Source organism: Microbulbifer sp. YPW16 (assembly GCF_021290385.1).
Taxonomy (GTDB): domain Bacteria; phylum Pseudomonadota; class Gammaproteobacteria; order Pseudomonadales; family Cellvibrionaceae; genus Microbulbifer; species Microbulbifer zhoushanensis.
Genome location: NZ_CP089928.1, coordinates 2245099 through 2271155, shown reverse-complemented (window position 1 = coordinate 2271155; position 26057 = coordinate 2245099). Strand labels below are relative to the sequence as shown.

Genomic DNA, 26057 nt, shown 5'->3' with positions numbered 1-26057 from the left:
GCCATGTCCTATTCCCCCGCGCAGTAAATCGCCGAATCGGCGTATACCTGCTTGAGGCGATACCCCCCGCCCACAAAGCTCTCGGTAATGGTATCCACCGCAGCGCGGTCGCTGCTGTCCTCCGGCGCGCGCAGGCACACCTGGCGGAATACCTTGGTCACCTGGCAGCGGGCAAAGGCATCGCTGCTGGCCAGTTCCTCACCCAGCGACTTGGCACCATTGCCGCCGCCAGGCAGGGCCGCGTCCCAGCCCAGGTGCTGGTTGGGTCCCTGGCGCCAGTAGTTGTCCCAGCGATCGTCGGGGACGATAAAGCCGTGGGGGAAGTTGGCGCTGTTGATCTGGTTCTTGGCCTTGACCCGGCTGCCGGTGGCCGGGTCGGTCTCGCCGGCGACGTTGTAATCCAGCCGGCCATTCTCGCCGGTGGGATCGCTGTCCGGGTCGTAGGCGTAGTCGTAATAGGCAAATGCCTGGGCCATGGGATCCATGCCGCTATGACAACCAACGCAATTGTTCTGGAAGACACGACTGTCGCCGCCGGGGCTGCGGCTCACATCCTGGCGAATACGGTCCGGTGGGCGGGTGGTGTCCTGTACCTGCTCCAGGTCGCGGCACAGGTGGTTGAGCAGGGTGTAGCGGAACATGGCGCGGTTGGTGCCGGCATAGAAAAACGCCTTGGCGCCGGCGCGAGTGGTCATTACCCCGGCGGTGGCTGCCGCCGGCAGGCCGGTTACCGAGGACTGACTGCGTTGCACCAGGCTGTCCCGGAGGGAATAGCCTCCGCTCTCCAGGGCCTCGTAGTGATTGTTGTTGCTGTTGCTGTAACCGGGTAGGCCGAGCCCGCTGTCACCGGTGTAAATGATATTGCCGGACAGTACCTGGCGGAAATCCAGGTCGTCGCGCACGATCCCGATCACCGTTGCGGTGTAGTCGTTCAACGGTGCGAATACATCGCGGTCGCGATTGGTCCAGGGAGTGGCAATGTTTTTCAGCGTGACATTGTAAAAGGCGTTGTTTTCCATCGCCGTATAGGCGGCGGCTTCCGGGTTGCCATCGCCGATATCCCGGGCCATATCCAGTAAGACAGTTTCAGTGGGCTTGATACCAGTCAGGCGGCTGTGCATCTGCAGGGCCTGTTCCTGTGGCGCAGCCAGGGCCATTGCCGAGCAAAGTGCACTGCCCAGTGCGATACCGGTAGCCAGTTGCCGTCGCACGCGGGTTGGTTTCATATCCATTGAAAAGGGAGCCAGCTGAGAGTTTGAGACCTGCGATGGTAAGAGCTGGCTACCGATTTGCCAGCGCCACTGCCGAGAAGTGGGTTGCAGTTGGCATTTTCAGCGTGATTGCCTTGAGTGTTGTCATGGTGGCGGAGAGAATTCCATGGGCCGCAGTCTAGGTTAATGGAATTTATTGGGGTTGGCGTAAGTGAATATTACAGCGAGATTAATTTGCACTTTGCCAGTCCTGTGCCTGCTGCACGCCTGTAGTGGTGGCAGCGGGAATGGCGGCTCGAGCACCGGCGGTGACCAGGCCGAAGACCCGGTAGTCGTAGATTTTCCAGTAGCGTTTGTGCGCAGGCAGCTGGGTTTCGAGGACGACGGTGCACTCAGCGAAGACAATATTTATCGCCCGGACAATTTTAATCCCGGGGCGGAGCTGGTAATCAAGGATCGCGCCACGCCCAGTGCGCCGGAACGGGCGCTGACGGCCGGTTTGTTTGAGGGCGAGTACGACGTCAAGGACCTGAATGTCTCGCCCGATGGTGAAACCCTGGTGTTCGCCATGCGCGCCCCGGAGATCGAGGATGCCGATGACGATGAACAGCCCACCTGGAATATCTGGGTCTACGAGCGTGATTCCGACACCCTGCGCCGGGTTATCGACTCCGACCTGATTGCCGAGCAGGGGGAGGATATTGGCCCCGCCTTCCTGCCCGACGGCCGTATCGTATTCACTTCCACACGCCAGCGTCGCTCGCGGGCGTTGCTGCTGGACGATAACAAACCGCAGTTTTCATCACTGGCAGAAGACCTGCAACAGGAGGCCTTCGTCCTGCATGTCATGGAAGGGGACGGCTCCGATATCCGGCAGATTTCCTACAACCAGAGCCACGACCTGCACCCGACGGTCCTGGACGATGGCCGGGTGCTGTTCAATCGCTGGGACAATATGGCCGGGGTGGACAATCTCTCCCTCTATACCGTCGATCCCGATGGCACCGGCCTGGCCTTTCACTACGGTTACCACAGCCAGCAGACCGGCACCGGTGAAAGCGAGGCAGCGTTCGTACGGCCTCGGGAACTGGCTGACGGCCGCCTGCTGGTGACCCTGCGCGGCCCCGAGGGAATTACTTTTGGCGGTGACCTGGTGGCCATCGACAGCATCGAATACACCGAGGCCTACACGCCGCCGGTGGAGGGCAGTGATGCACCGCGGGAGCTGGTGGGCCAGGCCTCCATTTCCGTGGACGAGGTCATTACTGACGGCACCCTCTCCCCCCATGGGCTGTTTGCGTCCGCCTGGCCGTTTTACGACGGTACCAGTCGCCTGCTGGTGAGCTGGAGTGAGTGCCGGGTGCTGGAACCGGAGACCGAGCTGCCGCGGCCCTGTACCGACGAGTGGCTGGCAATCCCCGATATTATGCCGGCAGACCCGCTTTACGGGCTGTGGATCTATGACTATGCAGAGGGCACCCAGCAGCCGATCGTGGTGGCCGAAGAGGGTCAGATGATCAGCGAGGGTGTCACCCTGGAGCCGCGCACAGTGCCGGAGTATATCCCGGAGCTGATTCCGGCCACCGAGCTGGACCGGGAACTGGTGGACGAGGGTGCGGGTGTGCTGGATATCCGCAGCGTCTACGATTTTGATGGCGAGGATATCGCCGGAATCCCGCCGCTTGCAGATCCCGCAGAGACCACCGCTGCCGAGCGACCGGCCCGGTACCTGCGGGTGATCAAGGGGGTGGGTATCCCGGATGACAGTGTGCTCGATTTCGATGCTTCCGCATTCGGTCGCAGCCGCGCCCAGGGCATGCGCGAAATCCTCGGTTATACGCCGATCCAGCCGGACGGCTCGGTGCGGGTCAAACTGCCGGCGGATATGCCGCTGGCGATCGGCGTGGTGGATGCCAACGGTCGTCGCATTGCCGGGCGCCATCGCAGCTGGCTGCAGCTGCGCGCCGGTGAGGTGCGCCAGTGTAACGGTTGCCACACCGGCGACAGCGAGGTACCCCACGGGCGCCCGGACAAGAACCCGGATCCCGCCTGGGGCGGTGCCGCCACCTCCGGAATCCCTTTCCCCAATACCGAGCCCGCGCTGGTGGCGGAAATGGGCGAGACCATGGCGCAGCTGCTGGCGCGCATCGCCGGTGAGGCAGAGCTCGGGGGCGATATTGCTTTCGCGGACCTGTGGACCGACCCCGCCGTCCGCGCCAAGGACCCCAGCACCACTATCCCCTATGCCGACCTGGCCACCGCGCAGCCGGTGAGCCCCACCTGTCGCGACAGCTGGGCGCCCGGCTGCCGCAGCGTGATCCACTACCCGCTGCATATCCAGCCGCTGTGGGAACGGGAGCGCCCGGTTACTGATGGCGCGGGCAATGTAGTGGCCGACAACCGCTGCCTGCAGTGCCATACCAGCCGTGACGCCAATGGCATGGCCCGGGTACCCGCCGCGCAACTGGACCTGGCCTCACAGGCTTCACCCTTTAATGCCGACTGGATGACTTCATACGTGGAGCTGTCATTCGACAATCCCACCCAGGAACTGGTGGACGGTGCATTGCAGGAAGTGCTGGTGCAGGACCGGGACGACGATGGCAACCTGCTGTACGAGACCGATGAGGACGGCAACCTGGTGCTGGACGAGAACGGCAACCCGATCCCGGTGATGGTGGTGGTGGAAATCGAGCGTATCGTCGGTAATTCTGCCAACGGCAGTCGCTTCTTCGATGTGTTTGCAGCCGGCGCCAGCCACGCGGGCTACCTGGAGCCGGCGGAACTGCGGTTGATCTCTGAATGGATTGATATCGGTGCGCAGTATTACAACAACCCGTTCGAAGCGCCGGTGAACTGAATCATGGACAGTCCGTTGTATCATCCGGATTTCCTCGCTCGCCGGCTGCTCCTGGCCCTGGTGTGCACACTGCTGCCGGCGATCGGTCATGCCAGTGGCGCACCCACTGCACCGCCGGCTGACGCGGAGCAGGTATTTGTCGAGTCCCCCTACGTAAACATCTACACCGGCCCCGGGCGCGGCTACCCGATCTTTCATGTGGCCGAGCACGGTGAGCCCCTGTGGCTGCTGAAGCGTCGCACCGACTGGGTGAAAGTGGCGACCCGCAAAAATATCCGTGGCTGGACGCGTATCGCCGACCTGGCCGAGATCCGTGATGCCGGGGGCGAGCCCGTGCGAATCCCGCTGCCGGATTACAGCGACTACCGCTCGCAACGCTTTAACCTCGGCTTTACCTACGGCGATTTCGAGGGCGCCAATGCCATGGGGGTGAGCCTGGGCTACCGCTTTACCGCCAACCTTTCCGGCGAGCTGCGGGCCACCCAGGCAGTGGGAGAATTTTCCGACAGCCAGACTTACCAGGTGGCAGTGTTGCACCAACCGTTTCCGCAGTGGCGGGTGTCGCCCTACTTCATGCTCGGCACCGGAATCAATATTACCTCCCCCAACGCCACCATTGTCGCCACGGAAGACCGGCAGGATACGGCAATGCTGACCGGCTTTGGTTTGCGCACACACCTGTCGCGGCAGTTTGCCCTGCGCGCGGAAGTAGCCAATCACTACCTGCTCACCTCGCGGGAGAGCAACCAGGAGATTTACGAATGGAAACTGGGCTTCGACGTCTTTCTGTAATCGCGGCCGCATACCTGGCAGCGCAGGTCGCGGGACCGGCCAGTGCGCAGCAGGATACGACGGTACTGGATGATATCGTCTCGCCCGGCCTTGAGCGGCGTGAGATTCGCGAGGCGGATATCGACAGTGAGAATTTTGAGGTCACCGCATTCCTCGGCGGCATTATGAACGTGGAGGATTTCGGCTCCAACGCGGTTTACGGCGGCGCGCTCGCATACCATATCAGCGAGGACTTTTTTATGGAGGCCGGCTACGGCCAGACCGAGCTGGGGGAATCCAGTTTTGAGCGCCTGAGCGGTGCCGCGCCGCTGCTGACCGATGAAGAGCGGGAACTCAGTTACTACAACCTGTCACTGGCCTGGAACCTGTTCCCGGGTGAATACTTTGCTTTCGACGACTGGGCCCTGAACGGCGGTTTCTACCTGGTTGGCGGCATTGGCAATACCAGTTTCGCCGACGAGGACCACTTTACCTATAACATCGGTGCCGGTATCCGTGTACTGCCCACCGACTGGCTGTCGCTGCGGCTGGACGTGCGCGACCATATTTTTGAGCACGAGCTGTTTGGCGAGGCCCAGGTGACCAACAACCTCTCCGCCCAGCTGGGCCTGTCGGTATATTTCTGAGCGGCCGGCTGTACCAGGACTTTTTGAGTTCACCACCATCCAGACAACAACGTCCAGAAAACCATAACCAGATAACAACAGGGAACCATCATGTTTCGTTTTCTAGCCACCATAACCCTGGCACTGACTGCATCCTTGGCCGGCGCCAACGCCCCCTCGCCGGACTTTACCCTGGCCTCCAACAGCGGCGACAACCTGCGCCTGGCTGAGCAACGCGGCGAGGTGATCATGCTCAATTTCTGGGCTTCCTGGTGCGGTCCCTGTCGCCAGGAGATGCCATTGCTGGATGACCTGCATGCACGCTACAGCGCCGCGGGTTTCCAGGTCTGGGGCGTCAATGTAGATGCCCAGCGCAGTGACGCAGAGCAGATGCTGGCGAAGATCCCGGTTGATTTCCCCATCCTGTTCGACAGCGGCAGCGATGTAAGCAAGAAGTTCGGTATCGATGCCATGCCCAGTAGTGTATTCATTGATCGCAGCGGCAAGGTGCGCCACATCCATCGCGGCTATCGCGAGGGCGACGAGGCGGCCTACAAGAAAATCATCAAGGAACTGATCCGGGAGTAACCCATGTTTTCCACCCTGCGTCGCCTGGCGCTACTCGGCACCGGCATGGCGCTGCTCAGCGGCTGTTCTGTCAGTCCCTGGGTGGCCCCCTACGAGCGGCATTACCTTGCCGACCCGATCATGGCGTTCGAAATGGACCCGGTGGCTGCCGGTTATATGAATCATGTGTACGAGGCCCGCGAAGCGGCCCGGGGTGCGGAAGGGGGGAGTGGCGGTGGCTGCGGCTGCAACTAAAAATTCGCTTCAGGGCTGCTGCGCTCCACATTTCGGCACCCGGCGGTGCTCGCGTCATTCAGGTACGTTCGGTGGACTGCTGGCAATCCTGCTGGCTTTTCCTGTAATTGCGCTTGCCGCGGTACTCCCCGAGGAGCGCGCCGATACCATGTACCACTCTTACAGTGGCGGCGGGGTGACGATCGACGGGCCGTCGATACTGGTGCGGAAAAATGTGGGCAACTCGGTATCCCTGTCGGCCAACTATTACGTCGATATGATCTCCGGCGCCTCCATCGACGTGGAGGCGACCGCCAGTCCCTACTCGGAACAGCGGGATGAATATTCCCTGGGCGCCGACTACCTGGTGGACAAGACCACGGTCAGCATTGGTTATACCAACAGCTCGGAGAACGATTACCAGGCGGAGACAGTAGCCTTTGGTATCAGCCAGGCATTCTTCGGCGAGCTGAGCACCCTGGATATGCGGGTAAGCTTTGGCAACGACGATGTTTTCCGCAATGGTGACCCGGACTTCGCCGCCGATGCACAGCACCGGCGTTACGCGGTCAACTGGAACCAGATCCTGACCACTAAACTGATTGCCGAGCTGAGTGTGGAAACGGTCGCGGACGAGGGTTTTCTGAACAACCCCTATCGCACAGTACGCTACGCCGATCCCGCCTCGGCCCTGGGATTCAGTTACCAGCCGGAGATCTACCCGACCACCCGCAACAGTGATGCAGTGGCACTGCGGGCAAAGTATCGCCTGCCCTACCGGGCTGCCATACGGGCCGAATACCGGCGTTATGCGGACAGCTGGGGTGTCGAGGCTGATAATATCGAGTTTCGCTATACCCACCCCCTGAGGGAGCAGGATGAATGGATCCTCGAGGGAAAGCTGCGCTTTTACCAGCAGGACGCTGCAGATTTTTACAGTGACCTCTTTCCCTACCGCGATGCCACAAATTTCCGTGCGCGGGACAAGGAGCTGAGTAATTTCTCCGATATCTCCATCGGTATCGGCGTCGCCTACGTGCTGCCTGAACGCTGGTCCCTGTTCGACCGCAAAAACACCATCAACTTCTACTGGGACCATATCCTGTTTGAGTACGATGATTTCCGCGATGTCACCGTGCACAACCCGGAAAACACTATTGCCCCGGGGGAGGAACCCGGCTACAGCTTTGGGGCCAATGTGATCCGGCTGTTCTGGTCGGTAAGGCTGTAATTGCCGTCCACCGGGTTGCCTGATCGTGCTAACCTCGGCCTGATTAAAATAATAAACAGGCTGAGGTTTCCGGAATGGCAATGAACATCACTTCCTATTTTTCCGAAGTGCTTAACGCTCCCCTGGCCAATCCCCAGTGGTCCTGGGGCAGTGAAAATACCACCAACGTATTCCTGCGCACCTGGACCCCGGAGAAGGTGGCCGACAACAAGGTCTTTGTTGTCGACCTGGCTGCAGATGACCCGCGCCTGGGGCAAGCCGAGCGCATCCGCCAGGTCGAAAGTATCCGGGCGGGCAAGCGGGGCTTTATTGTCATGTTGACGCCGCTGGACCCGGATGCAGAAAGCTATCGTATCGGGGCCTACGATGAGGTCGTCTACCCGATCATTTCACTGGAGCAGGAGGAGGAGCTGGTCTTTGCCATTATCGGCGAGGGTATCAGTGTGGCCGCTGCCAATGGATTTGATGCAGAGGCAGAATTGCAAAAACTCGCGGACTCCCCCGCCGCCGCGCAGGTACAGAAAGCCGTCAATCTGCGCTGGAACCTGATCGCGGTCAATGGCGATATCGTAGTATTTGAGAGTCCCCGTAACCGGCAAAAGATGTACGTGAATGCGGTAACCGGGGAGTACTGGCGCTAGCCCGTGGCCGATGGGCCAGCGCACATCTTTAAGCAGGAGGCACAAGCCAGGGAGGCAAGGTGAAAACAGAAAAGCGGGTACTGGTGCCCATTGCCGATGGCAGTGAGGAGATCGAGGCGGTCACGGTGATCGATGTGCTGCGCCGTGCCGGCGCGAACGTCACTGTCGCCTCGGTCATGGCGTCACAAACCATCACCGCATCCCGTGGTGTGGTGATAACGGCGGATTGCCTGCTGGCTGATTGTGAGCGGGCCTGGGACCTGATTGTTCTGCCCGGCGGTATGCCGGGCGCGGAAGACCTGGCCGGCTGTGCAGCGCTGGTGGAGATGGCCAGGGAGCAGTTGGCCGCTGGCCACTGGCTGGGGGCAATCTGCGCGGCGCCGGTAGTCGTGCTTGGCCGGCACGGGATGCTGGACCAGCGGATTGCTACCTGTCACGAGGGATTTCGGCAAGAGCTTGGCGAGCAGGCTCTTGCCGCCAGAGGTGAACCGGTTGTCTGTGATCGCAACCTGGTCACCAGCCAGGCGCCGGGAACGGCCATGGCATTTGCACTCACCCTGGTGGAATGCCTCTATGGCGAAAAGCAGCGCCAGTCAGTAGCCGCACCGATGGCAGTCACTAGTAGCTGAAAGCGCGGTACATCCTTGTACCGCTAAACCTCGGGCTCTGCGTCCTTTCTTGGGAGGTCGATTTCATTTTCCCGGTTGGCCGGCCATTCACAATAGCCCCTTGGGGCTATTTGGCAGCTGTCATGATTACACGTCATGACATGCCGGTATATTTACAGCAGCCCCTGCGTGATGCACTTGGTAATCAGTTGCCCCACATTTTTGCAGGCGGATTTTTTCATGATGTTCTTGCGGTGGTTCTTGACCGTATCCACCGCGATATACAACCTGGCCGCTATCTCCCGGCTGGTCATTCCCTGGGATAGCAGGCGGATCACTTCCATCTCCCGGTCGGTAAACAGTGGCTGTGAAGCCGCCGGCACGGGGGCCTCATTTTCGATCTCAATATTCAGGAAGGAGGGCTCCCCCAGCATACCGATCACCGACAGCCGGTGATTACTTTCGCTACTCAGGTGACTGATATTGGTGTGGATATTCAGGCTCTTGCTCAGGCGGTTATTTTCATCCTCTGTGAGCATGATCGCCTGGTGATTGAACAGCTGGTAAGAACCATCGGCTGTACGGAAGCGAAAGCAGTATGAAATCTTGTACAGCTTGCGTTTCTCCGGTGGGATCCGCTCGTAGACGATTTCGATCGCCCGTTGCTCGGCGCGGGAAACAAAACCCATGTCGTCCGGATGCACACAATCGAGGATATCCTGGAAAGTGACCGTTTCCGGCTGGAGCCCGTGGATAGCGGTGATCGATGGGCTGACATAATCCAGGTGAAAGGTCTTGAAATCGACCACGTAAAAATAAAATGGTCCACTGCTGAATACGGAGGACACCAGGTTATCCAGGTCGTACCTCTCAAGTCCCACATGGGTGTCGCTCAAATGCTGGCGGGAGGATTCCCAAACGGCTTTCAGTAGCTGCGTATCCGGCTTCATCCACTGCTCTTTCTGTTGTTGGTTTTCTCAGCGGCCACAGTCGGGAAGGTTCCGGCGCGTTGTCCACAGTGTGGATACAGGCGATTGTGATCCCTGCCGCCCTGGCCCGAAGCTGGTGCAGGAAGCGATTCCTGCGTTACTGGTTCTCAAAATCTGTGTGATTTATATCACATAACTAAATATTTTCTACTGTTGAAAGCGGACATCGCAGCATTTCTGGCCGTAAAAGGGGCTGGGACAGGAAAGTCAGGCAGTGATCTCGTGCGCCTCATGCGGCTGCATCCCCTTGTTGTATCTGGACGGCTCAGGCTCCCAGCAGCTCCAGGCTCCGGCGATCCCGCTCGCCGCCATAGTATCGCTCCAGCACCCGCCCAAAGGGGCTGTTCGCTCCCGCCACCTGTTCAAACAGTGTCATCGATGACTTCAGCTTCATGTCATCGGGGCTGCCAAGGATCTCGTGTGCTGAAAGTCCCTCCAGCTGCAGTAGCTGTTCGCAGCACTCCCGGAGGCGTGTGCCCAGTACCGGGTGCTGCAGGTAAGCGCGGGCCTCGTCCAGGCTGCCGATGGCATAGCGCTGTGCCATGGGGCTGTGGCCCAGGCCCTCGACCTGGGGGAATACAAACCACATCCAGTGGCTGCGCTTGTTGCCGGCCTTTAGTTCCGCGAGTACCGACTCGTAACAGGGGGCCTGGGCGTTCACAAAGCGCTCGAGGTCGAACGGATCACTCATTTTCTCTGGTTCCGACATGTAACGGCTTAATTTGGGGCTATTTTAGTCCCGGCCAGCGGCCGGTTTGTGGACCATCGGTCATCTTCCGCTGCACCAGTTTGGACCGGCCGAACGCGCAAAATCCCTGTTGCCGCGCATTTAATCCGGGATATCCTGTTTGTGCCCTCCCTGAATTGATGTACTCGTCAAACCCGGCAGTATTCAATCGCAGCGAAGAAGCGTTGTCGCGCCCCGAATCAGACCCGGAACACTGCCCCGGGAATGATGTGGTAGCCGGGCGACAGCAGCAAAGCTGGCCAGTGACGTGCCAGTAACCGCGATAAAGATAGAACAGGCTTCGCCAGGGCAGTATCCAGAGAGAGTCAAAAGAACCTAATAATTCGGGGAAAGGCTGATGAGAAGAAAAATTTTCCACAAAGACCGTCTCGCGGTCACAATTTCCATGGCCCTGGGCGCAACCATGCTGCCCTCGGGTGCCCTGGCCCAGGACGCAGCCCTGGAAGAAGTAGTGGTTACTGGCATTCGCGCCAGTCTGAACCGTTCCATGGACGTCAAGCGTGATAGCGATGGTATCGTGGATGCCATTTCGGCCGAGGATATCGGCAAGTTCCCGGACACCAATCTGGCCGAATCCATGCAGCGGATCACCGGCGTGTCCATCGACCGGGTTAACGGGGAAGGCAGCCGGGTTACCGTGCGCGGTATTAACCCTGACTACAACCTGGTTACCCTGAACGGTCGCCAGCTGGCGCGCACCACCGGCGGTCGCTCCTTCGACTTCCAGAATATTGCCTCCGAGATGGTGAGTGGTGTACAGGTCGCCAAGAGCAGCAATGCCCTGGTGCCGAGCGGTGGTATCGGTTCTACCATCAACCTGCTTTCTGCCCGCCCGCTCGAGATTGGCGAGCGTCGCCTGCAGTTCGCCACCAAGGGCGTGATGGATGAGTCCTCCGAAGAGGCTAACATCACCCCGGAATACTCCGGTTTCTATGCCGATACCTTCGCCGATGGTGAATTCGGTGTAGTCATCGCCGCCAGTGTCCAGGAGCGCGAGAGCGGCAGCCAGCAGGGTCTGGTTGGCACCGGTTGGCGCAGCTTTGCGGGTACCGTGGACCAGAACTGGGGTGCCGGTACTGCTGAGTGGGGCGGCGTGCCCCAGGAAAACCAGGTTAACCGTCCCGGTCCTGACGACATCTACTCAGTGCCGCAGACTACCGTCTATAAGTTCGAAGAGCAGCAGCGCAAGCGCACCAACGGCCAGCTGGTCCTGCAGTGGGCGCCGACCGACGACATCACTGCGACCATGGACTACATGTACTATTCGAACGATATCGCGAAGCAGTACAACGATATCTCGGCCTGGTACAACTTCGGCCCGTCTGAAAACGTCTGGTCCGATGGCCCTATCGCCACTCCGCTGATCTACTCCGAGAGTTACGGCGCCCCGGCTGACCTGTCCATGGCTGCCGGTGAGAGCGCCGAGGCCTACCGCGGCCAGACCCTGGGTGTAAACCTGGAGTGGGACGTCAACGAGAGCCTGTCCCTGGCATTCGATGCCCACACCTCTGACGCCGAGCGTCGCCCCGACAGCCCCTGGGGTTCAGATGCCCTGCTGTCCACCGCGGCCTTCGTGCGCACCAGCGCTACCACCGATTTCACTGAGGCCCTCCCGGCTCTGTCTGTCGGTGGCGGCAACGACGTACAGCCGTCCGACATGCTGGTCACCGGTAGCGTGTTCACCAACTCCCGTGACCGCTCCGATATCGATGCATTCCGCTTCAGCGGTAACTTCGAGCTGAATGAGTCCAGTGACATCGACTTCGGCCTGAGCATGCAGGCGGTTACCAATCGCTCGCAGATGGCAGTAGTGCAGCGCGACGCCTGGGGCGGTGCAGGCCCGGCCAGCGACCTGGACGATTCCCTGTTCCCGGCCGATTCCATCCAAGACAAGTTCGATATCGCCACTGGTGATTTCTCCGAGATCGGCGGTGCAGATGCACAGAATGTCTACTTCGACTGGGATTTCGAGACTGTGCGCGCGATCGCCGAAGACCTGTACGGTGACGATATCTGGCCGGGGCTGGTCGGCGACTGCGGCACCCAGTTCTGCCCGTCTACCGCCTATGACCAGGCCACCGACCGCACTACCGAAGAGACCACTACTGCCGCCTTCGCGCAGTATAACTTCGAGTCTGCGTTCCAGACCGGTGCTGGCGAGATGCCCTATGAGTTGAACCTGGGCCTGCGTTACGAGACCACTGAGGTGGATTCGGAATCCGCATCGCCGACTTACGACCAGGCTATCTGGGGTTCTGCCAACGAGGTTGTACTGGTGAATTCCGGTACTGGCTTCCTGTCCCAGACCGCAGATTACGACTACTGGCTGCCCAGTGTGAACTTCAAGATGGATGTCACTGAGGACGTCGTTGTTCGCGCTGCTGCCAGCGAGACCATCGGTCGCCCGAGCTACGACGCCATCAAGGGCGGTACTTCCATTGGCTCCCTGGCCCGTATCGACGGTGGCAGCGGCTCTGCCGGTAACCCGGCACTGCTGCCGCTCGAGTCCACCAACTTCGACCTGTCGGTTGAGTGGTACTACGGTGAGTCCAGCTACGCGTCAGCGGGTTACTTCACCAAGCGGATTGCCAACTTCATCTCCAACGGCACCACCGAGTCCGAGATCTTCGGTATCCCGAACCCGGCACAGGGTGCACTGGTACAGGCGGCCCGTGATGCTGGCTTCACTGATGTGAATGATATTCGCCAGTATATCGGTGACAACTTCGCCGATGACCCCTACGTAGACGTAGGCGCGGATGGTACCGTCACGATCACCGGCAACCCGGAGACCGACCCGGCAATGACCTTCCTGCTGAGCATTCCCGAGAACGGTGACCGGAAGGAAACCATCGATGGCTGGGAATTCGCGGTACAGCACATGTTTGGTGAGACCGGCTTTGGTGTGATCGCTAACTACACCATTGTAGAGGCGGGTGTTGAGTACAACCCCTACCTGCTGCAGGACCAGGAAGCGATGATCGGCCTGAGCGATTCTGCCAACCTGGTGGGCTTCTATGACAAGAACGGCTTCCAGGCGCGTATCGCCTACAACTGGCGCGATGACTTCCTGAACTCCCGTGGTCAGGGCACTGGTGCCAACCCGGCGTACACTGAGGCTTACAGCCAGATCGACCTGAACATCGGCTACGAGGTTCCGCAGGTTGAAGGTCTGGAGGTCTTCCTCGAAGGCCTGAATGTGACCGATGAGTACAGCCGTGTGTATGGCCGTTCCAGCCAGCAGACCCTGGGTGTATACCAGGGTGGGGCCCGCTGGCAGATGGGTGCACGCTACGCTTTCTAAGCAATAGCGTGACGCACATCTTCTAGCAGAGGTAGCAGGGAAGCCGCTGGTGACAGCGGCTTTTCTGTTTCTGTTCATGATACCCTGCTGCTGGATCGTGCTTTTCGGCATGTGGTACCGCATATGAGTGAAACAACAGTCAAGAAAGTGGTGATCCTGGGTGGAGGCAGCGCGGGCTGGCTGACCGCCGGTGTGCTGGCGGCAGAGTATGCCGCGGGCGCTGATCGCGGTCTGCAGGTTACTCTCGTGGAGTCTCCGGATGTACCCACCATCGGTGTGGGTGAGGGAACCTGGCCCTCGATGCGCTCTACACTCAAGCGCATCGGCATTTCAGAGACCGAGTTCCTGCTCCGTTGCAATGCCAGCTTCAAGCAGGGCACCCGCTTTTTGGGCTGGTGCCGCGGGGGCGATGCATCCGGTGGCGACGAGTATTTCCACCCTTTCACTGTCCCCGCAGGATTTCACCAGCAGAACCCTGTTCCATTCTGGCAACCGCATCGGGAAGAAATGTCGTTCGGCGATGCGGTCTGTCCCCAGGGGCATATCAGCCGCCTGAACCTGGCTCCGAAGCAGGTCACCACGCCGGAGTATGCTTTCAACCTCAACTACGGCTACCACCTGGATGCGGGGAAGTTTGCTGATTTGTTGCAGGAGCATTGCACTACCCGCCTGGGCGTTGAGCACCTTAGGGATCGGGTGACCGATATCCGCAACGACCGGCACGGCTACATCACAGGCCTGCAGCTGAAGTCGGGCGCGGTGCTGGAAGGCGATCTGTTCGTGGACTGCAGCGGTGCGCGCAGCCTGTTGCTGGGTGGGCACTACAGTATCGGTCTGCGGGAGCAGCGGGATGTACTGTTCAACGACTCTGCCCTGGCGGTGCAGGTGCCCTATCCCGAGGCCGACAGCCCCATCGCGTCCTGCACCCTTTCCACTGCCCGAGAGGCCGGCTGGATCTGGGATATCGGGTTGCCCAGCCGCCGTGGCGTGGGTTATACATTTTCCGGTGCGCATACCAGCGACAAAGATGCCGAGCAGGTTCTGCGGCGCTATCTTGAGCCGGCGCTGGGTTCCGGCGGCGCCGAGCGTGCAGAGCTGCGCAAGATCAGCTTCCAGCCCGGTTACCGCGAGCAGTTCTGGCACAAGAACTGTGTTGCCATCGGTATGGCTGCAGGTTTTATCGAACCGCTGGAAGCATCGGCTCTGGTCCTGGTGGAACAGTCGGCCAGGATGCTGGCGGAACAGCTACCGCCTGACCGCACGATGATGGAGGCGGTTGCGGTGCGCTTTAACCGCAAGTTCGCGCACCATTGGCAACGTATTATCGAGTTCCTCAAGCTCCACTATGTGCTGTCTGAGCGCGAGGATAGCGCCTACTGGATGGATCACCGCGATCCTGCCGGTATTCCCGCGCGCTTGCAGGAATCCCTGGCGCTGTGGCGGCGTCGATCACCGTGGCTGGAGGAAACAGAGATAGCCGACGAACTGTTTCCAGCCGCCAGCTACCAGTATGTTCTTTATGGCATGGGGTTTGTGACCGAGCCCCTCCCGTGGACCGTGCGACCGGCCATGGAGCAGGCCGCGCACAAACAGTTTTACGACAATATACAAAACCGGGAGCGCTTGCAGCGGACCCTGCCCAGCAATCGCGAACTGCTGCAACGCATCCACCTCGCCGCTGGCCAGCAATGCTGAGCCCGGCGCAGGTATGAACCGAGAGGAAATAAAAAAATGGCAAAGGCAGTACCGCTGAACAGCGTTGAACATAAAGACCTGCGGGTAATCACCGAGCGGGCAGAGGAATACGGGGACAACGTCTGGTATGCCCTGACCTTCCCCCTGGAATTCCGCTCCCTGCAGGCTCACTACCCCATTTTCTTCCAGAAGCACCCGGAGACCGGGCGATTTTTTGCCCTGGCGCTGCTGGGATTCCGCGAGGGAGAAAACCTGTTTCTGGAACATGGCAAGTGGCAGGCTTCCTACGTGCCGCTGTCAATCCGCCGCCAGCCTTTCCTGATTGGCCGGCAAACGGTGACCGAGGACGGTGTTGAAAAACAGCAGCGCGTGATTCACATCGACATGGAGAATCCGCGCGTAAATACCGAGCGCGGCGAGCGATTGTTCATGGAGTTCGGCGGCAATTCCCCGTATCTCGACAACATCGGTGACATGCTGGAGGCAATCCACCAGGGCCTGAATGCGGCAGAAGGTTTTATCGATGCCCTGGTCGAGCACGAGCTGCTCGAGCCCTTCACCCTGGAGGTGCAGCTGGACAGCGGCGATAAAAACCAGTTGGTGGGCTTTTACACCATCAATGAGGACAAGCTTCGCGACCTGGGCACTGACGCACTTACCAGCCTGCACAAGGCGGGCTACCTCGAGCCGATCTATATGGCCATGGCTTCTCAGTCGAATGTACGGCAGCTCCTGGAAGCCAAGAATCGTCGGGTGGCCGAGGCGTGAACCAGCAGCCGTGCCTCGCCGAATTCGGCCTGGCTTTCGCCGCCGAGCGGGACGATTGCCGCCCCGGCGTCGTACCGCCAGAGCTGTTCCAGTCGGAGCAGCCGGTTGTGCTGCGCAACTTCTGCAGCGACTGGCCTGCAGTGAAAGCCTGTGCGGCCTCGCCGCGAGATGCGGCTGCCTACCTGAACAAATTTTACAACGGTATGCCCGTCAACGCGGCTTACGGCGAGCCCGCTCTGGATGGGCGGGTGTTTTATAACGAGGCACTCGATGGGTTCAATTTCCGCAACGGCCGCGTAGACCTGCGTCGCCTGCTGCAGGAAATGCTCGACTGTGCCGATGAGCCGTCACCGCCAACGCTTTACATGGCCTCTACCGATGTGAGTCGCTGGTTCCCGGGGTTTGCCGAGCAGAATTCAGCTGGCCTGGAAGACCTCTCGCCTATCGGCTTCCTGTGGCTCGGCAACCGCACGCGCATCGCGGCCCATTACGATTTTCCCCACAACCTGGCCTGCAATATTGCCGGCCGCCGTCGCTTTACCCTGTTCCCGCCGGAGCAGGTGGCGAACCTGTACCCGGGTCCTCTTGGGTTCGCACCGGGCGGTCAGGAGATCAGCCTGGTTGATTTCCGGCAACCGGATTTCGAGCGCTTCCCCGGGTTCCGCGAAGCGCTGGAAGCGGCGCAGGTGGCGGAGCTGAATCCCGGCGATGCGCTCTTTTTGCCGGGCATGTGGTGGCACCACGTCGAGGGGCTGGATGCCCTCAATGTGCTCTACAGCCACTGGTGGAACGAATCACCGGACTACGCGGGGGCGCCGAGCAGTGCGCTGCTGCATGCCATGTTGAGCGTGCGGGGTCTCTCACCAGAGCTGCGCCAGGCATGGAAAGCACTGTTCGATTATTACGTGTTCGAAGCTGGTCCGGGACGCCCGAGCCATATCCCCGCAAGCGCCCGGGGCCTGCGCCAGGAGCCACTGGATGAGCAGGCCGCACAGAAGCTGCGGGCGGACCTGTTGGAACGAATGAAAAATTGAAAGCGAGCCTGTGTCGTCGCTGTCGGCAGCGGGCCCACAAAATAAAAGCTGAGGTGTAACGTGGACACAGAAAGAATTCGCCGGGTGGTGATCGCCGGTGGCGGTACTGCAGGCTGGATGGCCGCGGCAGCGCTGGGCAAGCTGATCGGGAAAAACCTGGACATTACCCTGGTGGAGTCGGATGCGATCGGCACTGTCGGGGTGGGCGAAGCCACCATTCCCACTCTGCATGTCTTTCACCAGCTGTTGGGGCTGAAAGAGTCGGAGGTCATGGCTGCCACCAATGCCACCTTCAAGCTGGGTATTAATTTCGAGAACTGGCGCGTGCCGGGCGAGGATTACCTGCACTCCTTCGGCTTCCTGGGTAAGGACTGCTGGGCCTGCGGCTTCCAGCACTTCTGGCTCAAGGGGCTTGAGCAGGGGATTGAGTACCCGATCGGTGACTACTGCAAGGAACACCTGGCGGCGCGTGAGCACCGCTTCGCCGTGCTGCCGGACCAGGACCGCAACCATGCCTACCACCTGGACGCCACCCTCTACGCAAAATTCCTGCGCAAATTTGCCGAGTCCCACGGCGTGAAGCGGGTCGAGGGAAAGATTGAAGACGTGCGCCTGAATGCCGACACTGGCTTTATCGAGGGCCTGCAGCTCGACAGCGGCCAGGTAATCGAGGGTGATTTATTTGTCGACTGTACCGGCTTCCGTGGTCTTCTGATCGAGGGTGCCTTGCATACGGGCTACGAGGACTGGACCCACTGGCTCCCCTGTGACCGCGCTATGGCAGTGCAGACCGAGTCCACCAGGCCGGCGGTGCCCTTTACCCGGGCTATCGCGCACGAATCCGGCTGGCAATGGCAGATTCCGTTGCAGAATCGCGTCGGTAATGGCCTGGTGTACTGCAGCCGTTACCTGGACGATGAGCAGGCGCGGGAGTTGCTACTGGGCAATATCGAGGGCGAGCTGCTCAATGAACCCCGGATCATCCCGTTCCGGACAGGTACCCGCCGCCAGCACTGGAACAAGAACTGCGTTGCCGTGGGCTTATCCAGTGGCTTTATCGAGCCGATGGAGTCCACCAGTATTCACCTCATCCAGCGCAATATCGTGCGGATGATGCAGCTGTTTCCCTCGCGGGGGATCGTTCAGGCCGATATCGATGAGTTCAATGCGCAGACGGTGCGGGAGATGGAGAACATCCGCGACTTCATCATCCTCCACTACAATGTCACCGACCGCACGGACAGCAAGTTCTGGCGCTATTGCCGCTCGATGCCAATCCCGGATTCGCTGGCGCACCGGCTTGAGATGTTTCGCGAGAGCGGGGTAGTGTTTAAATTCCCGCCGGAACTCTTTGGCGAGAGCTCTTGGCTGCAGGTAATGCTTGGACAGGGCTTGATGCCGGAGCGCTACCACCCGATAGTGGATTTGATGGGCGATGAGGAACTGAAGAGCTTTCTCGACAATATCCGCAAGGGCGTTCGCCGACAGGTGGACAACCTGCCCGACCACCGGCAGTTTATCGACCACTATTGCAAGGCAATGCCGGCCTGACCGGGCTGTTGCTGCAACCCGGGTGCCCCACCGCAGTGGCACCCGGGTCATCTCAATTTGTCCCAGCAGGGATTACGCTACTGTCCCGTGGCAGGGGTAATTGGCCGGATGCTGCGGGGCCTGAATTCATGCGTCTATCCTGGTCCCTGCTACCCCCCATTTGATCCTTCTTATCGAAAAGCCCCCCGCCCGCGCCGTTTCGCGTGATAGAAATAGCTCCAATCAAGCCTCGCACAACCGGTGCCGCGAATGATGAGAGCGCGGCAGCGGGGTAGATAAGCCCGAACAAAAAATTGATGTACTGGGAAAAATAAAGATGGCAACACTGGGAACAAACCTGGAGACGGGAGCGGTCAGCGCGCCTTCGTCCTCGCAGTCCAGCCAGCAATTCGCGCTGGTGGCACTCACCTCATTGTTTTTCATGTGGGGGTTCATTACCTGTCTCAATGACATCCTGATTCCGCACCTGAAGGGTGTCTTCGACCTGAATTACACCCAGGCGATGCTGGTGCAGTTCTGCTTCTTCGGGGCCTACTTCCTGATCTCGCTGCCGGCGGGCAAGCTGGTGGGCGCTATCGGCTACCAGCGCGGTATCGTGGTGGGGCTGTCGGTGGCGGTGGTTGGCTGCCTGCTGTTCGTTCCCGCGGAGCGCCTGCAGGTCTATACCCTGTTCCTGATTGCGCTGTTTGTGCTGGCTTCCGGTATCACCATCCTGCAGGTTTCCGCGAATCCCTATGTCACCGCACTGGGAGACGAGAAGAGCGCAGCCAGTCGCCTGACAATGACCCAGGCCTTCAACTCGCTGGGCACCACCGTGGCGCCCTTCTTCGGTGCCTTCCTGATCCTGTCGGTTGCCGGTATCGGTTCGGGCGAACTGTCCACCGAGGAGCGGGCTGCGGCAGTGGAGCTGCCCTACCTGATCCTGGCGGGCGCACTGGCGTTGCTGGCCATCACCTTTGCATTCCTGAAGCTACCGCGCATCGATGGGCATGCACCGACCCTGGAGTCGGCTGGCAACAGTGATTCCGCCTGGCGTCACCCGCACCTGGTACTGGGTGCCCTGGCCATCTTCGTTTACGTGGGTGCCGAGGTCGCTATCGGCAGCTTCCTGGTGAATTTCCTCTCCGAGTCGCATATCGCCGGCCTCACCGAGGAAAAGGCAGCTTACTACGTGGCTTACTACTGGGGCGGCGCCATGGTGGGTCGCTTTATCGGTGCGGTTGTCATGCGCCATGTCCCCGCTGGCAAGGTGCTGGGCATCTGTGCCACCGGCGCCTGTGTGCTACTGGCGCTGGCCATAGGCGGCACCGGCAAGGTGGCGATGGTCGCCATCCTCGCGGTGGGCCTGTGCAACTCCATCATGTTCCCGACCATCTTCAGCCTGGCACTGGCCAAGCTGGGCCCGGCGACCAGCCAGGGCTCCGGCATCCTCTGCCTGGCCATCGTCGGCGGCGCCGTGGTGCCGCTGCTGCAGGGCGTGCTGGCCGACCAGATCGGCATCCAGCTGGCCTTCGTCCTGCCCATCGTCTGTTATCTCTACATCCTCTTTTACGGTATCCGTGGACACCGTATCGCCATGGAAAGCTGAGAGGCTTTTCATCATCTCCCTAGGAAAGGGTTCGCCCGGCAGCGCAAGCTTGCCGGGCTTTTTTATGCCTGCCGGAAACCTGCGGTCTTCAAAACCGGTCCGGCAGGGGCGCACCTTGTGTGCACCCGGGTTGAGGTTTTTTTCTGGTCCTGTTGCGGGCTCCTGCCAGGGCGCACACAAGGTGCGCCCCTACGTTGGATGCCCCGATTGAGTTGGATCGCGGCCAGCGGCCGCTCCTGCGGAGTACGCGAGGTTTGTAGGGGCGGATCTTGTATCCGCCCTTTGTGCGTGCGGAGAGCAGGGCGCACACAAGGTGCGCCCCTACACGGGGATCGTGCACCGGAGTGCGGCTACTCTCCTGTAGGAGCGGCCCATGGCCGCGATAGGGATTGCCTGTCGCCCCCTGACGTAGGAGCGGCCGCTGGCCGCGACCGGGATGGATCGTGCCGATAACAGGGAGGAGAGGAACCGGGATGCCACACGCATCCCGGAGGAAACGTCAGCGGGGTGTCGCGGCGGCCTGGCCGCGGCTGGCGTCCAGGTATTCCTTGATCGGCTGGCGGTAGTTGCGGCTTACCTTGACCTCCGAGCCACTGGCCAGGGTCAGCAGGTACTCGCCCTTGCTCAGCACCTTGATGTGCTCGATAAAGTTCAGGTTCACCAGGGTCGAGCGGTGCACCCGCTTGAAGGTCTCGGACGACAGCTGTTCCTGCAGTTCCTTCATGGTGCTGCGCATTACGTGGGTCTCACCACTGGCGTGCACGCACATATAGTCGCCGGCGGCGTCGATCCACTCGATATCCGCCTGGCAGATCATGGTGATACGGCCGCGGTCCTTGATTGCCAGCTTGGCCTTGCCCTCCCGCGCCGGCGCCTCGGCTGGCGCGCCGGTATCCGGCTGTTCGCGCTGCTCGATATCCTCCATGGAAGCCAGCAGGCGGTTCTTCTCGCCATTGCCGCCGGCGCCGGACTGGCCCGCACCCGCGTGCAGGCGTTCCCGCGCCCGCGACAGTGCGGTCTGCAGGCGCTCGGTTTCCAGGGGCTTGAGCACATAGTCCACCGCATGCACCTCGAAGGCGTTGACGGCGTACTGGTCGTAGGCGGTGGTGAAGACCACCAGCGGGATGGTGTCGCCCTGCAGGCGCCGCACCACATCAAAGCCGTTCATGCCCGGCATCTGCACATCCAGGAACAGGATGTCCGGTGTGTGCCGGGCCACCGCATTCAGTGCCTCGCGGCCGTTGCGGCAGCTGGCCACCACCTCGATATCCGGCAGCTCTTCCAGCATGGCCTGCAGCAGGCGCAGGGCCAGTGGTTCATCATCGACAATCACCGCTCTCAGGTGGCTCATGCGACTACCTCCCGTCGTGTTGTTGCCCCGGCTCCGGTGGCGGCGAGTTCGAGCGGCAGGCTGATGCGGACCATCATGCCCCCGTTCTCCTTGCGCTCCTGGCTGAGGCTGTAGTTATTGGAATACAGGGTGCTGAGGCGGTCGCGCACATTGGCCAGGCCCACGCCGGTGGAGGCCTGCTCCGGTGCGCCCGCCCCGGAATTGTCGTCACGGCTGCCCGAGTCGCAGACCCTCAGCTCGAGCCGGCTGTCGTCCAGCTGGCGCGCACCGATCTTGATCAGGCCGCCGGACTCGCTCAGGGCAATGGCATACTTCACCGCGTTCTCCGCCAGCGGCTGCAGCAGCATGCTGGGCACGCGGGCAGTATTCAGCTCCGCGGGGATCTCCAGTTCCACCTGCAGGCGGTCGGCAAAGCGGGTTTTCTCGATCTCCAGGTACAGCAGCACCGCGTTGATTTCCTGCTCCAGGGTCACCTTCTGTACCGGGTCCTCGGTCAGGGAGTGGCGCAGGAACTGGCTCAGGCGCACCACCATGTCGCGGGCCTCGCTGGCCTGCTCGAAGCGGATCAGCGCGTTGATGGAATTCAGGGTGTTGAACAGGAAGTGCGGGTTGAGCTGGTAGCGCAGCATCTTCAGCTGCGCCTCCTTGGCCACCGCCTCGGCGTGCAGCCGGCGAATCTGCTCCCGCTCGTGTACCGCGGCCACCTCCAGCATCTTCTCGTGCTCGTGCTCCAGCAGCAGGTAGTATTTCACCCCGCAGTAGAGGGCGCTCCAGAACAGGAACACGAACAGGGAGGCGTAATACCAGCCGCCGAACTCGGACCACAGGGAGTGCTCACCGGTGAGCCGGATATACATCTCCATGCGCACCAGGGTCCAGATGCCGGCAATCACCGCCACCGCCACCAGGTAGAGGAAGGTGCGCAGCGCGATGGGAGTGTCCCAGGCGATATCGAAGATCGGCCGCAACAGCAGCGACAGCAGGAAGGCCACCGAGCACTGGAACAGGGTGTTGCCGGGCTCGAACCGCGGCCACTCGACTGAACTGTGCCAGAAAGTCAGGGAAAGGAAGGTAACCACCAGAATCCCCAGCCAGCTGATGAGCTGCAGTTTCCAGAACCAGCGCTGGGAATGCAGCCTGACCGACAGGTCCGATTGCTGCGGGGGAGTCTCTGCCATAGTGGCCCGGTAATAAATGTTATCTCTCTCTCATCTTTAGCGGTGTTTTGCCGCTGCACAGATATTAACCCGCGGGCCCCGGGCCGGCCAGCGCCGTACCTGACTCCCGATCCGCCCTGTCGGGTTTTTGGACCGCCTTGTCGGTTGCGGTCACCGGGCCGGTGGATACGGTCACGGAAACACCTGCCTATCCTGTCCGGCGCAGTTTCAGTCCGGGTCACCGCGAGCGCCCGCTGCGCAGGGGGGGTGCAAACTGCAGCTGTGCTAGAGTGCGCCGGTGTAGTAGGGTAGGGTCGTCCCGCCCTCTGCAGGGCCCCCGCCATGTGCGGGGCAAAAGAAAAGCGGCAACGCCGTGATAAAAACGACCCAGCGACGCAAAGACAGTCTCACAGGACTCTTGCTGCGAGCCGCACAGGTTCGCGCCCGCGGGCGGCTTGCGCGAGCAGCCGCCACGCGTTTTAACCAGGCTGTTTCCAGCGAGCTAGGCAGGTGCAATAGACCGGATTCCCGATGAAAGAGTTAGTCACCGGCACGGGCGAGATAGGCGGATCCCATGCGGGCATGGCAACGCCGATCGAGTCGGCCGCATCGGCCACTGTGCCGACGCGCACCGGCCTGGTGGTGCTCACCTCCCTGTTCTTTATCTGGGGCTTTATCACCAGCCTCAACGATATCCTGGTGCCGCACCTGCGGAACGTATTCGAGCTGAGCTATACCAAGGCGATCTTCGTCCAGTTCAGCTTCTTCGCCGCCTACTTCATCGTCTCCATTCCCGCCGGCAAGCTGCTGAAGCGCGTCGGCTACCAGCTGGGGCTGGTGATGGGGTTGCTGATTGCCTGTGCCGGCTGCCTGATCTTTATCCCCGCCGCACGCATGCAGGTCTACGAGGTATTCCTGCTGGGCCTGTTCGTCCTGGCCGCGGGCATTACCATCCTGCAGGTATCCGCCAATCCCTACGTGATTGCCCTGGGTAGTGCCGCTACCGCCCCCAGCCGGCTCAACCTGACCCAGGCGTTCAACTCCCTGGGTACCACCCTGGCGCCATTCTTCGGCGGGCTGGTGATTTTTGCCGGCGTCTCGGTGGGTATCGACCGTTCCACCGCCGAGGGGCTGCAGGCCTTCCGGGCGCAGGAAGCGGCGCTGGTGGAGGCTCCCTATTTCTGGCTGGCGGTGGTGCTGCTGCTGATGGTGGCGTTCTTCTCCTGGATCCGCCTGCCCAGCATTCCCGGCCACCAGCTGCCGTCGCAGGTGCGCCCCGGCGCCGACAGCAAGCTGGAGTTGCTGCGCCATCCCCGCCTGTCCCTGGGTGCCATCGGGATCTTCGTCTATGTGGGCGCCGAGGTGGCAATCGGCAGCTTCCTGGTCAACTTCTTCGGCGAGCCCGGCGTGGCCGGCATGAGTACCGGTGAGGCCGCGCGCTATGTGTCCTATTACTGGGGCGGCGCCATGATCGGCCGCTTCGCCGGTGCCCTGCTACTGCGCTATATCTCCGCCGGCGTGATGCTGGCCACCTGTGCGCTGGGAGCCGCGGTGATGATCGTGCTGGCCATGGCCACCTCGGGCATGCAGGCGGTGTGGGCCATCATTGCCGTGGGCCTGTTCAACTCGATCATGTTCCCCACCATCTTCAGCCTGGCCCTGCAGGGCCTGGGCCGGCACACCAGCCAGGGCTCCGGCATCCTGTGCATGGCTATCGTCGGCGGTGCCTTCGTGCCCCTGCTGCAGGGCATCCTGGCGGACCAGATCGGTATCCAGCTGTCGTTCCTGGTGCCGTTGCTGTGCTACTGCTACATCGTCTACTACGGCACATTCTCCCCGCTGCTGCGCAACCGCACCTGAGTTGCGCGCCGGGCAGCTTCCCTCTTGTCCGGAATTCAGACCACCCCGCCGACTATCCCGCCGCGGCCCCTTGGCAGCGAAGGCAGGTAATTGCATTTTGTCATGCTGCCGGTCGTGCGTTACACGTGGCGGCCAAGAATAACGATAACCAGCAGGTTAAAGGGGTAAGCGGGTTCGGATATGCAGGCAGCAGCGATACAGGTAGGAAAGCCGGGAAACGACGCCGGTGTGACTTCAATAACAGGCCGGCAGCGGATGCTCGTTGCCGATATCGGCGGCACCAACGCCCGCTTTGGCATTACCTCCCCGGGCGACGCCGCGGTAGAGGAGATCCTCACCCTGCCCTGTGCCAGCCATGCCTCCCTTGAGCATGCCATCCGCGCCTACCTGGAGGCGATTCCCGCCGCCGCGGCGGCGGAAATCGGTGAGGCCTGTATCGCCGTGGCCGGGCCGGTGGACGGGGACCGGGTGGCGGTGACCAACCTGCCATGGAGTTTTACCGGCGCCGCGCTGGCGGAGGCCCTGGGCTATCGCCGCGTCTCCCTGCTGAATGACTTCGCCGCCCTGGCCCTGGCCTGTCCCGGCCTGGATGGCACCCACCTGGAAAGAATCGACAACCTCACCGGCCCGTTGCCGGAAAGTGAGCCCGTGCGCGCCGTGGTGGGTCCGGGTACCGGCCTGGGTGTCTGCGGCCTGCAGCGTACGGCAGCGGGCTGGCAGGCCCGCCCCGGCGAGGGCGGCCACGCCAGTATCGCCCCGGCCACTGACGAGGAATTCGCCATCATCCGCTACCTGCACCGCGAGTTCGACCATGTCTCCGCGGAGCACCTGCTGAGTGGCCCGGGGCTGGAAAATATCTACCGGGCAATGGTCGCCGTGCGGGATGCCGCTGTGCCGGCCCGCAGCGCCGCCGACATCGGCGCTGCGGCGCTGGTGGGCGAATGTGCGCTGGCCCGCGATGCGGTAAACACATTCTGCGGCCTGCTGGGCGGCTTCTGTGGCGACGTGGCACTGGTGCTCGGTGCCCGCGGCGGTCTGTACCTGGGTGGCGGCATACTGCCGAAGATGCACCCGCTGCTGGTGCGCAGTGATTTTGAGCGCCGGCTGCGGGCCAAGGGCCCCATGTCCGGCTACCTGGCCGAGTTGCCGGTGTACCTGGTGCACCACCCGTTCCCGGCCCTGCACGGGGCGGCGGCGTTCCCGGGCAGCAATGAATAAAAGCAAGTGCGAACAAAAAGTACGAATAACAGAGTTCCCGAAGAA

Annotated in this window: 21 protein-coding genes; 16 read left to right on the top strand and 5 right to left on the bottom strand. The window is 61.2% G+C overall.

Features of this window, described 5'->3' with window-relative positions; all coding sequences use genetic code 11:
• Nucleotides 1-8: 8 nt before the first annotated feature.
• A complete protein-coding gene (locus LVE68_RS09585) occupies nucleotides 9-1226 on the bottom strand; it encodes a hypothetical protein (protein ID WP_232940027.1) in 1218 nt (405 codons plus the stop codon).
• Between the two features lie 226 nt (nucleotides 1227-1452).
• Here LVE68_RS09585 and LVE68_RS09580 point away from each other — a divergent pair, with 226 nt between their 5' ends.
• The 8 genes from LVE68_RS09580 (at nucleotide 1453) to LVE68_RS09545 (ending at nucleotide 8770) form a co-directional block, all read left to right on the top strand.
• The gene (locus LVE68_RS09580; RefSeq protein WP_232940026.1) at nucleotides 1453-4071 is read left to right on the top strand and encodes a hypothetical protein; all 2619 of its coding nucleotides are present in this window, start codon (nucleotides 1453-1455) and stop codon (nucleotides 4069-4071) included.
• Nucleotides 4072-4074: 3 nt separating this feature from the next.
• Complete coding sequence (locus LVE68_RS09575; protein WP_232940025.1) at nucleotides 4075-4863, top strand: outer membrane beta-barrel protein; 789 nt, start codon at nucleotides 4075-4077, stop codon at nucleotides 4861-4863.
• A complete protein-coding gene (locus tag LVE68_RS09570) occupies nucleotides 4833-5489 on the top strand; it encodes an outer membrane beta-barrel domain-containing protein (protein WP_232940024.1) in 657 nt (218 codons plus the stop codon). The genes LVE68_RS09575 and LVE68_RS09570 overlap by 31 nt, the downstream gene beginning before the upstream one ends.
• A 90-nt stretch (nucleotides 5490-5579) precedes the next feature.
• On the top strand, nucleotides 5580-6056 hold the full coding sequence (locus tag LVE68_RS09565) for a TlpA family protein disulfide reductase (RefSeq protein ID WP_232940023.1): 477 nt from the start codon (nucleotides 5580-5582) through the stop codon (nucleotides 6054-6056).
• Nucleotides 6057-6059: 3 nt separating this feature from the next.
• Nucleotides 6060-6290 (top strand): DUF4266 domain-containing protein, encoded by a 231-nt coding sequence (locus LVE68_RS09560; RefSeq protein ID WP_232940021.1) that lies wholly within the window; start codon nucleotides 6060-6062, stop codon nucleotides 6288-6290.
• Nucleotides 6291-6438: 148 nt separating this feature from the next.
• Nucleotides 6439-7500: a DUF3570 domain-containing protein gene (locus LVE68_RS09555; protein WP_232940019.1), complete on the top strand. Its 1062-nt coding sequence runs from the start codon at nucleotides 6439-6441 to the stop codon at nucleotides 7498-7500.
• 80 nt (nucleotides 7501-7580) lie between these two features.
• A complete protein-coding gene (locus LVE68_RS09550) occupies nucleotides 7581-8141 on the top strand; it encodes a hypothetical protein (protein WP_232940017.1) in 561 nt (186 codons plus the stop codon).
• Nucleotides 8142-8200: 59 nt separating this feature from the next.
• Nucleotides 8201-8770: a DJ-1 family glyoxalase III gene (locus LVE68_RS09545; protein WP_232940015.1), complete on the top strand. Its 570-nt coding sequence runs from the start codon at nucleotides 8201-8203 to the stop codon at nucleotides 8768-8770.
• 152 nt (nucleotides 8771-8922) lie between these two features.
• Here LVE68_RS09545 and LVE68_RS09540 read toward each other — a convergent pair whose 3' ends face one another.
• Complete coding sequence (locus LVE68_RS09540) at nucleotides 8923-9699, bottom strand: LuxR C-terminal-related transcriptional regulator (protein ID WP_232940013.1); 777 nt, start codon at nucleotides 9697-9699, stop codon at nucleotides 8923-8925.
• Between the two features lie 304 nt (nucleotides 9700-10003).
• Entirely contained in the window at nucleotides 10004-10429 is a 426-nt protein-coding gene (locus LVE68_RS09535; RefSeq protein WP_232940011.1) for a DUF1810 domain-containing protein, read from the bottom strand.
• A gap of 394 nt (nucleotides 10430-10823) precedes the next feature.
• Here LVE68_RS09535 and LVE68_RS09530 point away from each other — a divergent pair, with 394 nt between their 5' ends.
• The 6 genes from LVE68_RS09530 (at nucleotide 10824) to LVE68_RS09505 (ending at nucleotide 20426) form a co-directional block, all read left to right on the top strand.
• Entirely contained in the window at nucleotides 10824-13790 is a 2967-nt protein-coding gene (locus tag LVE68_RS09530; RefSeq protein WP_232940009.1) for a TonB-dependent receptor, read from the top strand.
• A gap of 123 nt (nucleotides 13791-13913) precedes the next feature.
• Nucleotides 13914-15485, top strand: a complete 1572-nt coding sequence (locus LVE68_RS09525) for a tryptophan halogenase family protein (RefSeq protein ID WP_232940008.1) — start codon at nucleotides 13914-13916, stop codon at nucleotides 15483-15485.
• Between the two features lie 36 nt (nucleotides 15486-15521).
• Nucleotides 15522-16253, top strand: a complete 732-nt coding sequence (locus LVE68_RS09520) for a SapC family protein (RefSeq protein WP_232940007.1) — start codon at nucleotides 15522-15524, stop codon at nucleotides 16251-16253.
• On the top strand, nucleotides 16250-17287 hold the full coding sequence (locus LVE68_RS09515; RefSeq protein WP_232940006.1) for a cupin-like domain-containing protein: 1038 nt from the start codon (nucleotides 16250-16252) through the stop codon (nucleotides 17285-17287). Before LVE68_RS09520 ends, LVE68_RS09515 begins: the two co-directional genes overlap by 4 nt.
• A gap of 60 nt (nucleotides 17288-17347) precedes the next feature.
• The gene (locus LVE68_RS09510; protein ID WP_255701100.1) at nucleotides 17348-18838 is read left to right on the top strand and encodes a tryptophan halogenase family protein; all 1491 of its coding nucleotides are present in this window, start codon (nucleotides 17348-17350) and stop codon (nucleotides 18836-18838) included.
• Nucleotides 18839-19154: 316 nt separating this feature from the next.
• Nucleotides 19155-20426 (top strand): sugar MFS transporter, encoded by a 1272-nt coding sequence (locus LVE68_RS09505; protein ID WP_232940005.1) that lies wholly within the window; start codon nucleotides 19155-19157, stop codon nucleotides 20424-20426.
• Nucleotides 20427-20925: 499 nt separating this feature from the next.
• On the opposite strand, the gene LVE68_RS09500 is transcribed toward LVE68_RS09505, so the two are convergent.
• Both LVE68_RS09500 and LVE68_RS09495 read right to left on the bottom strand, forming a co-directional pair.
• Nucleotides 20926-21777 (bottom strand): LytR/AlgR family response regulator transcription factor, encoded by an 852-nt coding sequence (locus LVE68_RS09500; RefSeq protein WP_232940004.1) that lies wholly within the window; start codon nucleotides 21775-21777, stop codon nucleotides 20926-20928.
• Nucleotides 21774-22955 (bottom strand): sensor histidine kinase, encoded by a 1182-nt coding sequence (locus tag LVE68_RS09495; RefSeq protein ID WP_232940003.1) that lies wholly within the window; start codon nucleotides 22953-22955, stop codon nucleotides 21774-21776. The genes LVE68_RS09500 and LVE68_RS09495 overlap by 4 nt, the downstream gene beginning before the upstream one ends.
• Before the next feature lie 510 nt (nucleotides 22956-23465).
• On the opposite strand from LVE68_RS09495, the gene LVE68_RS09490 reads away from it, so the two are divergent.
• The gene (locus LVE68_RS09490) at nucleotides 23466-24794 is read left to right on the top strand and encodes a sugar MFS transporter (RefSeq protein WP_232940002.1); all 1329 of its coding nucleotides are present in this window, start codon (nucleotides 23466-23468) and stop codon (nucleotides 24792-24794) included.
• A 228-nt stretch (nucleotides 24795-25022) separates the two neighbouring features.
• On the top strand, nucleotides 25023-26012 hold the full coding sequence (gene glk, locus LVE68_RS09485; protein WP_232940001.1) for a glucokinase: 990 nt from the start codon (nucleotides 25023-25025) through the stop codon (nucleotides 26010-26012).
• Nucleotides 26013-26057: the final 45 nt, after the last annotated feature.

Bases quoted from the DNA above. Each gene is read 5' to 3' on its own strand.
- LVE68_RS09530 (WP_232940009.1), top strand. From the start codon at position 10,824: ATGAGAAGAAAAATTTTCCACAAAGACCGTCTCGCGGTCACAATTTCC.
- LVE68_RS09565 (WP_232940023.1), top strand. From the start codon at position 5,580: ATGTTTCGTTTTCTAGCCACCATAACCCTGGCACTGACTGCATCCTTG.
- LVE68_RS09520 (WP_232940007.1), top strand. From the start codon at position 15,522: ATGGCAAAGGCAGTACCGCTGAACAGCGTTGAACATAAAGACCTGCGG.
- LVE68_RS09525 (WP_232940008.1), top strand. From the start codon at position 13,914: ATGAGTGAAACAACAGTCAAGAAAGTGGTGATCCTGGGTGGAGGCAGC.
- LVE68_RS09555 (WP_232940019.1), top strand. From the start codon at position 6,439: ATGTACCACTCTTACAGTGGCGGCGGGGTGACGATCGACGGGCCGTCG.
- LVE68_RS09505 (WP_232940005.1), top strand. From the start codon at position 19,155: ATGGCAACACTGGGAACAAACCTGGAGACGGGAGCGGTCAGCGCGCCT.
- LVE68_RS09575 (WP_232940025.1), top strand. From the start codon at position 4,075: ATGGACAGTCCGTTGTATCATCCGGATTTCCTCGCTCGCCGGCTGCTC.
- LVE68_RS09550 (WP_232940017.1), top strand. From the start codon at position 7,581: ATGAACATCACTTCCTATTTTTCCGAAGTGCTTAACGCTCCCCTGGCC.
- LVE68_RS09500 (WP_232940004.1), bottom strand. From the start codon at position 21,777: ATGAGCCACCTGAGAGCGGTGATTGTCGATGATGAACCACTGGCCCTG.
- LVE68_RS09495 (WP_232940003.1), bottom strand. From the start codon at position 22,955: ATGGCAGAGACTCCCCCGCAGCAATCGGACCTGTCGGTCAGGCTGCAT.
- LVE68_RS09540 (WP_232940013.1), bottom strand. From the start codon at position 9,699: ATGAAGCCGGATACGCAGCTACTGAAAGCCGTTTGGGAATCCTCCCGC.
- LVE68_RS09560 (WP_232940021.1), top strand. From the start codon at position 6,060: ATGTTTTCCACCCTGCGTCGCCTGGCGCTACTCGGCACCGGCATGGCG.
- LVE68_RS09570 (WP_232940024.1), top strand. From the start codon at position 4,833: ATGGAAACTGGGCTTCGACGTCTTTCTGTAATCGCGGCCGCATACCTG.
- LVE68_RS09585 (WP_232940027.1), bottom strand. From the start codon at position 1,226: ATGAAACCAACCCGCGTGCGACGGCAACTGGCTACCGGTATCGCACTG.
- LVE68_RS09490 (WP_232940002.1), top strand. From the start codon at position 23,466: ATGAAAGAGTTAGTCACCGGCACGGGCGAGATAGGCGGATCCCATGCG.
- LVE68_RS09535 (WP_232940011.1), bottom strand. From the start codon at position 10,429: ATGAGTGATCCGTTCGACCTCGAGCGCTTTGTGAACGCCCAGGCCCCC.